At 73.3% G+C, this 11,539-nt stretch carries 7 protein-coding genes; all 7 read right to left on the bottom strand.

Annotated features, from left to right (window positions below; all coding sequences use genetic code 11):
* Positions 1 to 116: 116 nt before the first annotated feature.
* Entirely contained in the window at positions 117 to 2,021 is a 1,905-nt protein-coding gene (locus ACFW9D_RS06980) for a PQQ-binding-like beta-propeller repeat protein (protein ID WP_384618790.1), read from the bottom strand.
* 56 nt (positions 2,022 to 2,077) lie between these two features.
* Positions 2,078 to 3,871: a PQQ-binding-like beta-propeller repeat protein gene (locus tag ACFW9D_RS06985; protein WP_188338435.1), complete on the bottom strand. Its 1,794-nt coding sequence runs from the start codon at positions 3,869 to 3,871 to the stop codon at positions 2,078 to 2,080.
* Between the two features lie 233 nt (positions 3,872 to 4,104).
* Entirely contained in the window at positions 4,105 to 5,919 is a 1,815-nt protein-coding gene (locus ACFW9D_RS06990) for an ABC-F family ATP-binding cassette domain-containing protein (protein WP_188338434.1), read from the bottom strand.
* A 508-nt stretch (positions 5,920 to 6,427) separates the two neighbouring features.
* Positions 6,428 to 7,330, bottom strand: a complete 903-nt coding sequence (locus ACFW9D_RS06995) for a 4-(cytidine 5'-diphospho)-2-C-methyl-D-erythritol kinase (RefSeq protein ID WP_384618793.1) — start codon at positions 7,328 to 7,330, stop codon at positions 6,428 to 6,430.
* Positions 7,327 to 8,199 (bottom strand): 16S rRNA (adenine(1518)-N(6)/adenine(1519)-N(6))-dimethyltransferase RsmA, encoded by an 873-nt coding sequence (rsmA, locus tag ACFW9D_RS07000; RefSeq protein WP_188338432.1) that lies wholly within the window; start codon positions 8,197 to 8,199, stop codon positions 7,327 to 7,329. The genes ACFW9D_RS06995 and rsmA overlap by 4 nt, the downstream gene beginning before the upstream one ends.
* Positions 8,200 to 9,371: 1,172 nt before the next feature.
* On the bottom strand, positions 9,372 to 10,772 hold the full coding sequence (locus ACFW9D_RS07005; protein WP_384618796.1) for a ubiquitin-like domain-containing protein: 1,401 nt from the start codon (positions 10,770 to 10,772) through the stop codon (positions 9,372 to 9,374).
* Between the two features lie 141 nt (positions 10,773 to 10,913).
* Positions 10,914 to 11,539, bottom strand: a 626-nt coding sequence (locus ACFW9D_RS07010; RefSeq protein ID WP_384618798.1) for a TatD family hydrolase, incomplete at its 5' end; no start/stop codon positions are given.

Below are 11,539 nucleotides of genomic sequence, written 5' to 3' on the forward strand. Positions count from 1 at the left end.
TCTCGCTCGAGCGCTGTCGGGCGGCGGGGGGGGCGGCGCGCGGCCGCGTCCCCCCCCCCGCGCCCCCCCCCCGGCGGGCGGGCGTCCCCCCGCCCCCCCCCGGCCCTGGAGCGGGATCAGCCGTTGGCGACGAAGCCGAGGGCCGTGTACTGCTTCTCGTCAGCGGAGTAGGGCTTGCTGATGAGGCCCTTGCCGAAGTACAGGCGCCCGTTGGAGTAGAGCAGTTCGCTGCTGCTGCTGCCCGGGACCATGGCGCTGATCGCGTTCTTGACCGGCTCCGTGTTCGGGGCGACCAGGAGCGTCGTCTGCTTCATGGCCTTGGGCTCGATCGTGACGACCTCGCTGCCCTTGTCGTACGGGCCGCGCTTGAACGCCAGGATGTTGCCGCCGTCCATGCGCATCGGGAAGATCTCGTACTCGCCGCCGTCGGCCCGGTCGGCGGTCGTCTTGCCGCTCTTCAGGTCGTACGACACGATCTCGTTGGTCTGGCCGATGTCGCCGCCCGCGTCGTGCTGCTGGGTGGCGAGGTAGACGCGGCCGTTGCCGACGACGATCTTCTTGCAGCCGTCGATCTTGCCGACCTCGCAGTCGAAGTCGTACTTCTCGTCGTCGATGGCGATCTTCGTGATGAGCTTGCCGTTCGCGTCCATCGAGAAGATGTCGGAGACGGTGCCCGCCGAGTTGTCACCCGCGCCGACGCCGATGACGACCGGGTCGGTGGAGAGGATCTTGGCGTTGTCGACGCCGGCGGCGAGCTTGTACGACCACTTCGGCTGGCCGGACTTCGGGTCCAGGAGCTGGACCTCGTACTTCTCGTTGTCGAAGTCGCCGCACTTGCGGACCGCGACGAGCTGGGCGCCGCCCGCGTAGCCGACGTCCTCGCAGCTGCCCTGCTGCGGCTTCCACAGCGGCTTGCCGGTCTTCACGTCGAACGCGGCGCCGCCGCGCAGGCCGCCGCCGGCCGCCAGGGTGTCGCCGACGAAGGACAGCTCCTCGAACGGGACGGCCTGCTCGCCCGAGCCGATGCTCGTCGTCCAGACCTTCTCGCCGGTGTTGACGTTGAACAGCGTGACCTGGGAGCAGGTCTTGTGCATGCCGTCCTTGGGACGCTTGGCGTCCTCGGCGACGACCGCGGCGAGCGCGTCCTTGGTGACGGTCGGGGTGAACCCGCAGGTCTGGCCGGACAGCGGCAGCGTCCACTGCTCCTTGCCGGTCGCCGGGTCGTAGCCGACGATCTCGTTCACGCCGGACTTGGCGTACGTCTTGTCGGTGAGCCAGGAGCCCATGACGCTGTCGACGTTGTCCTTGGCGACCTTCGGCGCGGGCAGCTGGAAGGCGATCTGGGCCGAGGTGTTGCCCGGGACCTTCTCCTCACCGGCGCCGCCGAAGCCGCCGCCGCCACCGCCCTTGCCGGTGGTGCCCTCGCCGCCCTTCTCACCGCCGGCGGTGGTGTCGGACTTGCCGTCGTCGGACGAGCCGGCGTACATGATGCCGCCGCCGACGATCAGGGCGATGACCACGACGGCCGCCGTGACGATCCAGACGATCGGCGAGACGGACTTGCCGCCGCCGTTGCCGCCGCCGTTCACGGGCGCCATCGGCGTGGTGGACGGCTGCGGGTAGCCGTACTGCTGCTGGCCCGGCTGGGGCTGGCCGTACGGCTGCTGCCCGTACTGCTGCTGCCCGTACGCCGGGGTCGGCGGCTGGGGCTGCTGCGGCTGGGCCGGGTAGCCGTAGCCGGGGGCGCCGCCCTGCGGCGGGGCGGCCGGCGGGGGCGGGGTCTGCGGGGCGCCCTGCGGCGCCTGCGGGTAGCCGTAGCCGGGTCCGCCCTGCGGCGGGGGCGGCGTCGGCGCGCCGAAACCGCCGGCCGAGGGCGGCGTCGGGGCCCCGAACCCGCCCGCGGGCGGGGTGGGGGGCGCGGCCGGTGCGGCCGGTGCGTCCTGGGGCTCGGGGTTCTTGCCGAGCGGCACCTGGGGCGGCTGCTGGGGGTCGTTCGGAGGCTGGGGCGGCGGCTGCGTCATGGCGTGGGTACCTCGGAATGCCTTTGCGTGAGGGGACGGTTCAGAAGTGCGCGACGTCAGTCGCCGTAGGCCAGCATGAGCTTCTGCTGGCCCTTGGCGCTGCCGGACAGGTTGGTGGCGGAGATGAAGAAGCGGCCGTCGGCGTACGCGACGTCCTTCGAGTAGAAGCCGCTCTCGATCGCGGCCGTGCCCGCCGGGTTCTGCAGCAGCGTCTTCGGCGTGTGCGATCCGTTGACCGGGATCGACAGGACGCGGCCCGCCTGACCGCCGTAGGACGCCTCCATGTACGTGACCACGCCGCCGTTGTCCACGGTGACGGGCAGCAGCGACTGGTCCTCGGGGGACTTCACGCGCCAGCGCTCCTTGCCGCTGGTCAGGCTGATCGCCACGACCTCGTTGGCCCCGCCCGCCTTGCCCTGCGTGGGCATGTAGAGGGTGCTCGCGTCGGCGACGGCGCCGGGGCAGCCGTTCAGATCGCGGTTGAGGAAGGAGAACGAGCTGCCGCAGCTGGTGTCGAGGCCGTCGACGCCGACCTCGGCCTGCACGGTCGCGCTGTTCTCCTTGAAGGAGGCGATGTTGTACTTCTTGTCGTCGTCGTTGGTGCTGTAGACGACGAGCGGGCTGACCGAGTAGACGTTCGCGATCTGCCAGTCCTTGGGGAACTTCTTCGTCCACAGGGCCTTGCCGGTCTGCGGGTTCAGCTGGCGCAGCTCCTCGTGGGCCTTGTCGCCGCCCGCGCCGCAGGAGGCCACCGTGAGCAGCTTCTTGCTGTTGCCGGTGTAGGCCTTGGGGAAGCAGTCGTCGCCGTACTGCTCGACGGCGAACTTCCGCTTGCCGTCCTTGGCGTTCAGGGCGAGCCCGGACATCTGGCGGCCGACCATGAGCGTGTCGCCCGCGTAGTTCAGGCCGATCTCGGAGCCGGTGCCGTCGAAGAAGTCGTCGTCGTTCTCCCGCTCAGGGATCTTCGCCGCCCAGCCCTTCTCGCCGGTGGCCAGGTCGATCTCCTGCACCTGGTTGCACTTGGCGCGCGAGGACGTGCCGCTCTTGTACGCGACGACGATCTTGCCCGCGTCGGAGGGCGTCTTGGTGACCGCGCAGATCTTCTGCGGGAACGCGACCGCGGGCCAGCTGATCTTGCCGTCGTCGACGTTGTAGGCCAGGACCTCCTTGTACGCGGCCTTGACCGCGACCTTGTCGGTGATCCACATGCCGGGGGCGTCGGCGCCGTCGCCGGGCACCTTGGGGGCCGTCTTGTACCAGAGGACCTTGGCCTCGCCGTCCTGGCGGCCCTCGTTGAGGTCCTCGTCGCCGGCGTGCCCGTCGCCCTGGCCGTCGCCCGGGTTGACCGGGGCGGAGACGGAGGCCTTCGGGTCCTTGCCCTTGGCCTCGGGCTCCTTCTTGTCCGTGGTGTCGTCGTCACCGCCGACGACGGCGAACACGACGCCGCCCGCGACGACCACCAGTGCCAGCGCGGCCGCGGCGATCGCCCAGGTCTTGCCCTTGATGCCGTTGCCGCCGCCGTTCGGCGGGACCGGGGCGCCGGGCTGCTGCTGGGTCGGGTAGCCGTACTGGGGCTGCTGGCCGTAGGGGCCGGACTGCTGCGCGTACGGGCCGGGCTGCTGCGGCGGCTGACCGTACGGGCCCGGCTGCTGGGGCGGGGTGCCGTACGGGCCGGGCTGCTGCTGGGGGTAGCCGTAACCGGGCTGGGGCTGCTGCTGCGGGTAGCCGTAGCCGGGCTGCGCCGGCGGAGGCGTCTGCGGCGGACCCGCGGGCGGGGGCGGTGTCTGCCCCTGCGGATCCTGCGGTGCTCCGAAGCCGCCCGCGGGCGGCTGGTTGGGCGGCTGAGTCATCAGCGCTCCCCCCGTTTCTGCTGATGTACTGGCACGCCTGGCTGGTTTTCCCGGACGTTCAGGTCGGTCACGGGGTGCCCACGGGCCCCCCTCAGCCGCCCTTTCTATCACTCGGGGCGCCCCGCACAGGGGCCGGTCGCTCGCCTGTTCCCAAGGGAGCACCGGCCCGTGATGTGTCCGTTACGCGGCTTCGCCCGTTCTTCCCAGACCTTCAGAATTCCTCCTGAACGTCTTCACGCGTCCTCGGCGAGTTCCAGCCAGCGCATCTCCAACTCGTCCTTCTCATCGGACAGCGCGCGCAGCTCGGCGTCGAGTTCGGCGACCTTCGCGAAGTCCGTCGCGTTCGCAGCGATCTGCTCGTGCAGCTTGGCCTCCTTGCCGGAGAGCTTGTCGAGCTGCCGTTCGATCTTCTGGAGCTCCTTCTTGGCGGCGCGGGCGTCCGCGGCCGAGGGCGCCTTCGTGGCCGCGTCCTGGGCGGGGGCGGCGGCCGCCGGGGCCGGGGTCGCGGCCTCGATCATCCGCCGGCGGCGCTCCAGGTACTCGTCGATGCCGCGCGGCAGCATCCGCAGCGCGCCGTCACCGAGCAGCGCGAACGTGTTGTCCGTCGTGCGCTCGATGAAGAACCGGTCGTGGGAGATGACGATCATCGAGCCGGGCCAGCCGTCGAGCAGGTCCTCCAGCTGGGTCAGGGTCTCGATGTCCAGGTCGTTCGTCGGCTCGTCGAGGAACAGGACGTTCGGCTCGTCCATCAGCAGGCGCAGCAGCTGGAGCCGCCGGCGCTCACCACCGGACAGGTCGCCGACGGGCGTCCACTGCTTCTCCTTGCCGAAGCCGAACTGCTCGCACAGCTGGCCGGCCGTCATCTCGCGGCCCTTGCCGAGGTCCACGCGGTCGCGGATCTGCTGCACGGCCTCCAGGACGCGGAGCGTGCCGGGCAGCTCCGTCACGTCCTGGGACAGGTAGGCGAGCCGCACGGTCTTGCCGACGACGATCTTCCCGGCGGCGGGCTGGACGTCGCCCTGGCTGCCGGCGGCCTCCGCGAGGGCGCGCAGCAGGGAGGTCTTGCCCGCGCCGTTCACCCCGACCAGGCCGATGCGGTCGCCCGGGCCGAGCTGCCAGGTCAGGTGCTTGAGCAGGGTCTTCGGGCCGGCCTGCACGGTGACGTCTTCCAGGTCGAAGACGGTCTTGCCGAGCCGGGCGTTCGCGAACTTCATCAGCTCGCTCTTGTCGCGGGGCTCGGGCACGTCGGCGATCAGCTCGTTGGCCGCCTCGACGCGGAAGCGGGGCTTGGACGTGCGGGCCGGGGCGCCGCGGCGCAGCCAGGCCAGCTCCTTGCGGACCAGGTTCTGCCGCTTCGCCTCCTCGGTCGCGGCGATCCGCTCGCGCTCCGCGCGGGCGAACACGTAGTCCGAGTAGCCGCCCTCGTACTCGTAGACGTCGCCGCGCTGCACGTCCCACATGCGGGTGCAGACCTGGTCCAGGAACCAGCGGTCGTGGGTGACGCAGACGAGGGCGGAGCGGCGGGCGCGCAGGTGGGCGGCCAGCCAGGAGATGCCCTCGACGTCCAGGTGGTTGGTCGGCTCGTCGAGCACGATCAGGTCCTGCTCGGCGATGAGCAGCTTTGCGAGCGCGATGCGGCGGCGCTCACCGCCGGAGAGCGGGCCGATGACCGTGTCCAGGCCCTGCGGGAAGCCAGGCAGGTCCAGGCCGCCGAACAGGCCGGTCAGCACGTCGCGGATCTTGGCGCTGCCCGCCCACTCGTGGTCGGCGAGGTCACCGATCACCTCGTGGCGGACCGTCGCCTCGGGGTCGAGGGAGTCGTGCTGGGTGAGCACGCCGAGGTGGAGGCCGCCGCTGTGCGTGACGCGTCCGGTGTCGGCCTCCTCCAGCTTGGCGAGCATCCGGATCAGGGTGGTCTTGCCGTCGCCGTTCCGCCCCACGACGCCGATCCGGTCGCCTTCCTGCACGCCGAGGGAGACGCCGTCGAGGAGGGCACGGGTGCCGTAGACCTTCGAGACGTTCTCGACGTTGACCAGATTGACTGCCATTGCGCTCCGCTCCTTGGGCCGACCATCCAGCGTAGTCGGGGTTCGGGGCGCGGATCGCCGTGGGCGGGGTGGGCTGTCGCGCGACTGCGGGCCGGTGGGGGCTGGTCGCGCAGTTCCCCGCGCCCCTGGAGACGCGCACTTCGTGCGCTGTCTCCAAAGAGGCTGCGCCTCATCGGGGAAATGCGACCCGAAGGGTCTGCATGTCAGGGGCGCGGGGCTGTGTCGATCTGCGGCTCCGCCGCGGGGCGCGACCAGCCACGACGGACTCGCACACGCCGACGTACCAACGGAGTGACCTCGCGGGGGCGTACCAGGCGGCCCGGGCCGCCGAGGTTCGGCGGCGGGAGGGGGTGGCCGCGCAGGGCCATGGCCGTGTGCAGGCCCACCAGGGCCGCCGCTCCCAGAGGGACGGCGGCCCGGCGCAGACGGCGACGGCTACGGCGGGGACGGGTTCGCGTCATGCCGGTAGCGTCCCGCGCCGGCGATCAGCCCGGCAGGGGTGACGTACTCAACCGGAGATGAGTACGGCGCCCTGTGCCGGGGAGCAGGCCACCCGGGCCGCGCGGCACGTGCCGGACGCGACGAGCGCCGAGGCGACCGCGCGCGCCGCCGCCTCGTCCGCAGCGAGGAACGCCGTCGTCGGCCCCGACCCGGACACGAGCGCGGCCAGGGCTCCCGCCCCGCGTCCCGCGTCGAGCGTGGACTTCAGGCTCGGGAAGAGGGACAGCGCGGCGGGCTGGAGGTCGTTGGTGACGGAGGCGGCGAGCGCCGCGACGTCACCGGTACGCAGCGCGTCGAGCAGCGCGGGCGACGCGACGGGGGCGGGCGCGTCCGGGCTGAGCCGGTCGAACTCCCGGTACACGGCCGGCGTCGACAGCCCGCCGTCCGCGACGGCGAACACCCACCAGAACTCCCCGCCCACGTCGAGCGGTTCGAGCCGCTCACCGCGCCCGGTGCCGAGCGCCGCCCCGCCCACGAGGCTGAACGGCACGTCGCTGCCCAGCTCGGCGCAGATGTCGAGGAGTTCGGCGCGGGAGGCGTTCGTGCCCCACAGGGCGTCGCAGGCCACCAGCGCACCGGCCGCGTCGGCGGAGCCGCCCGCCATGCCGCCCGCGACGGGGATGTCCTTGGCGATGTGGATACGGACCTTCGGGTCGCCGAGCCCGTGCCGCTCGGCGAGCGCGAGGGCGGCGCGGGCGGCGAGATTCGTACGGTCCAGCGGAACCTGGTCGGAGCCCGGGCCGGTGCAGGTCAGGGAGAAGGCGTCGGCCTCGGTGACGGTGACCTCGTCGTAGAGGCCGACGGCCAGGAAGACGTTGGCGAGGTCGTGGAAGCCGTCGGGGCGGGCGGGGCCCACCGCGAGCTGGACGTTGACCTTGGCCGGGACGCGGACGGTCACCGAGGTGGTCACTGCGCGGCCCCCTTGGCCTCCGCGATCCGGGCGAACTCCTCTACGGTCAGCGCCTCGCCCCGCGCCTGCGGCGAGACGCCGGCGGCGACGAGGGCGGCCTCGGCGGCGGCCGCGGAACCGGCCCAGCCGGAGAGCGCGGCGCGCAGCGTCTTGCGGCGCTGGGCGAACGCGGCGTCGACGACCGCGAAGACCTCTTCCTTCGTCGCCGAGGTCGCGATCGGCTCGGTGCGCCGGACCAGGGAGACGAGGCCGCTGTCCACGTTGGGCGCGGGCCAGAACACGTTGCGGCCGATGGCGCCGGCCCGCTTGACCTCCGCGTACCAGTTGGCCTTCACGGAGGGGACGCCGTAGACGCGGTTGCCGGGCTTGGCGGCGAGGCGGTCGGCGACCTCGGCCTGGACCATGACGAGGGTGCGCTCGATGCTCGGGAAGGTCGCGAGCATGTGCAGCAGGACCGGTACGGCGACGTTGTACGGGAGGTTCGCGACCAGCGCGGTCGGAGGCGGGCCGGGGAGCGCGGTGACCTGCATCGCGTCCATGTTGACCAGGTCGAAGACGTCCTTCTTGGCCGGGATCCGGGCGGCGACGGTCGCGGGCAGCGCGGCGGCGAGGACGTCGTCGATCTCCACGGCCGTGACGTGGCGGGCGGTCTCCAGGAGCGCGAGGGTGAGCGAGCCCAGGCCGGGGCCGACCTCGACCACGACGTCGTCCTCGGTGACCTCCGCGGTGCGGACGATGCGGCGGACCGTGTTGGCGTCGATCACGAAGTTCTGACCGCGCTGCTTGGTGGGCCGGACGCCGAGGGCCGCCGCCAGCTCGCGGATGTCTGCGGCGCCGAAAAGGGGGCCTTGAGGCTCAGTGCTGCTCACCGTTCAAGGGTAGCCGCGCCCAACCCCCACCCCACCCTCCCTCACCTCGGCCCCCTTGGGGGCCGAGGTGTGCCGCTCAGCGACTCCGTCGCGGGGCGCGGGGCCGTACCCCGATCAGCGACTCCGTCGCGGGGCGCGACCGGCTTGCCCCTGGGGCGCACGGAGTGTGCCCTTCAGGGGCGCGGGGCTGTGTCCGTTCAGCGACTCCGTCGCGGGGCGCGACCGGCTTCGCGGGGCGCGACCGGCTTGCCCCTGGGGGCGCACGGAGTGTGCCCTTCAGGGGCGCGGGGCTGTGTCCGTTCAGCGACTCCGTCGCGGGGCGCGAGCCGGCGGCCCCTGGGGCGCACGAAGTGCGCCTTCAGGGGCGCGGGGAACTGCGCGACCAGCCACGACGGTGGCGCACCCGGCGACGATCGGCGACCCCTACGGCGGCGGCGCTGTAGCCGGGGCCTACCGCATCGCGCACCCGGCGCCGGGGTGCCGCCTTGCCCACCCGTGCCGCCCCAGGCGGCAGACTGCCCAAGGCTGGGTCGACCCGACCGGGTACGTACCCGGGGCTTGGGCGCAGGCCCGAGGCAGGGGTGACCGGAGTGCATCCCGAGGCGGGAGTTCCGCCCGAGGCGAGGGCGACCTGATGCGTGCCCACGGCTGAGTCGCTGCCCGAGGCCGGGCGCCGGGCCGACGCCCCCGGAGGGGGCGGGTGGGTGGGAGCGGGGTCAGGGCCATGGGCGCCCCGTGATGCAGGGGCCATGGGGCCCGGTGAGCCAAGGCCTCGCTCCGGCGCCGGGCCGACGCCCCCGGAGGGGGCGGGTGGGTGGGAGCGGGGCCAGGGCCATGGGTGCCCGGTGATGCAGGGGCCACGGGCCCGGTGGGGCCGGAGACGCGGGGGCACCCGGTGAGGCCGGGTCCATGGACTCCCCGTGATGCAGGGGCCACGGGCCCGGTGGGACCGGGGACACGGGGGCACCCGGTGAGGCCGGGTCCATGGACTCCCCGTGCTGCAGGGGCCACGAGCCCAGTGGTGCCGGGGACACGGGGGCACCCCGTAGGGCCGGGGACACGGGGGCACTCGGTGGTGCCGGGGACGCGGGGGCACCCAGTGAGGCCGGGATACGGGGGCGCACCCGGTGGGGTTGGGGAATCGGGGCGTGGGGCAGCGCGGGTGGGGCCCGTCAGAGGCGGGCGCCGCAGTGGGGCCAGGGGGTGGCACCCCGGCGGGCGTAAAGCTTCTTCGCGCGGTAGGTCTGCTCGGCGGCGGACGCGTCCTGGGGGCGCCCCGAGCCGCCGAGGCTCTGCCAGGTGCGGGTGTCGAACTGGTAGAGCCCCCCGTAGGTGCCGCTGGGGTCGGTCGCTCCGGGCCGCCCCCCGGACTCGCACTGGGCCAGCGCCCCCCAGTTCAGCCCGGAGCCGGACCCGGACCCGGTCTCCTCCGCGGGCCGCGGCTTCGTGCCGACCCGCACGAGTTGGGCCCGCGGCGCCCGGATCAGCTCGTCGGCGATCCGGCGCGGCTTCTGCCGCACCCCGTTGACGGTGCGCAGCGCGTACGTGACCCGGCGCAGCCCGGTCCCGCCGGCCCGGGTGACGACCTCCGTGCCTTCGAAGAGGCTGTCGTCGCGGGTGCGCTCCGTCTCATAGGGGACGGGTTCCTCGCGGACCTCCTTGCGGCCGGTCACCCGCATCACGGTGATCGTCTGTCCGTCGCGCGGGAAGCTGTCACGGGCGACGGACAGGGTGTCCTGGCCGCGCAGGGTGATCCCGGCCTCGTCGACGGCCTCGCCGACGGTCGCCGCGTTGGTGCGCAGGGTGCGGCGCTGCCCGTCGGCCATGATCGTGACGCTGCGCTCGGTGCGGACGGCGAGTTCGAGTCCGTGCCGCCCGATGGTCCGGGAGCGGGACGTGGACACGTAGGCCCCCTCGGCCCGTACCCCGATCTGGTCGAGGGCCCCGGCGACGGTGCGGGCGGTCGTCCACACCTCGCGGCGCTGTCCGTCGAGGGTGAGCCGCACGGGCCGCCCGTAGCGGACGGCGACCTCGTCCCCGTCGGCGAGCGCGGTGCCGGGGGCCGGGGCGACGAGGTCGTGGTCGCCGACGTCGACGCCCTCGTCGGCGAGCAGCTCGGTGACGTCGTCGGCGAAGGTGTGCAGGGTGCGTTCCTTGCCGTCGATGCTGAGGTGGACGGCCTTGTCGTTGGCGACGAACGCGGAGGTGCCGCCGGCGAGGAACGCGACGACGAGGGCCTGGGGGACCAGCCGGCGCAGGGTGTCGGGGCGCGGGTCTCTCTTCTTGCGGCGCGCGGCGCGGCGGGCGCCCGGCGTCGCCTGACGGGGCGGGGTCGCCTGGCGGGGCAGGGCGGTCTCGGTGCGGGCGGTGGCGGTCGCGTACGCCTGGGCTTCGACGGCTTCGACGGCTCCGACGCGCCCGACCGACTCAAAGGGCCCGACGGACTCGACGGGCTCGGACCAGGGGGCGTCGAGTGCGACGACGGTCGGCTCGTATCCCCAGGAACCGTGCGCGTCCCCGGCTCCACCGGGACCGTACGGATCCTCGTACGGCTCGTACGGCGCTTTGCTCACGACGACGCTCCAGGCGCTCCAGGGGTCCGCCCCCGGGGTGGGGGCGGGTCGGGCGAGCAGAACCTAGCGGAGCGGTCGTCACTCTCCAAAGCGACGCGACTACGTGGTGTCGCGATCACCGGCGCGGGGCCGGTGCCGGTTTCAGTAGTCGAAGGCGCGGGCCGTGTTGGCGGAGACCGAGGTCGAGAGGGCTTCCTCGGTGACGCCCTTGACGGCCGCCATGGCGCGCAGCGTGACCGGAATCAGGTACGGAGCGTTAGGCCGACCGCGGTACGGCGCCGGGGTCAGGAACGGGGCGTCGGTCTCCACCAGGATCAGTTCCATGGGGGCGACTTCGAGGGCGTCGCGCAGCGGCTGGGCGTTCTTGAAGGTGACGTTGCCCGCGAAGGACATGAAGTAGCCGTGCTCGGCGCAGATCCGGGCCATGTCGGCGTCGCCGGAGTAGCAGTGGAAGACGGTGCGCTCGGGGGCGCCCTCCTCCTTGAGGACCCGCAGCACGTCCTCGTGGGCCTCCCGGTCGTGGATGACGAGGGCCTTGCCGTGCCGCTTGGCGATCTCGATGTGGGCGCGGAAGGACTTCTCCTGGGCCGCCTTGCCCTCGGGGCCGGTGCGGAAGTAGTCGAGGCCGGTCTCGCCGACGCCCTTGACGTGGGGCAGTGCGGCGAGCCGGTCGATCTCGGCGAGGGGCGCCGCGGGCGCGGCCGGGGCCCGGCGCGGGGGCCCCGCCGCCGCGGGCCACGACGCGGCGGGGGGCGGGGCGCAGCCCG

It is taken from the genome of Streptomyces sp. NPDC059524 (assembly GCF_042749255.1).
Taxonomy (GTDB): domain Bacteria; phylum Actinomycetota; class Actinomycetes; order Streptomycetales; family Streptomycetaceae; genus Streptomyces; species Streptomyces xanthii.

Excerpts from the sequence above, each read along its gene's own strand:
- ACFW9D_RS06980 (WP_384618790.1), bottom strand. The coding sequence starts at position 2,021 with ATGACGCAGCCGCCGCCCCAGCCTCCGAACGACCCCCAGCAGCCGCCC.
- ACFW9D_RS06985 (WP_188338435.1), bottom strand. The coding sequence starts at position 3,871 with ATGACTCAGCCGCCCAACCAGCCGCCCGCGGGCGGCTTCGGAGCACCG.
- ACFW9D_RS06990 (WP_188338434.1), bottom strand. The coding sequence starts at position 5,919 with ATGGCAGTCAATCTGGTCAACGTCGAGAACGTCTCGAAGGTCTACGGC.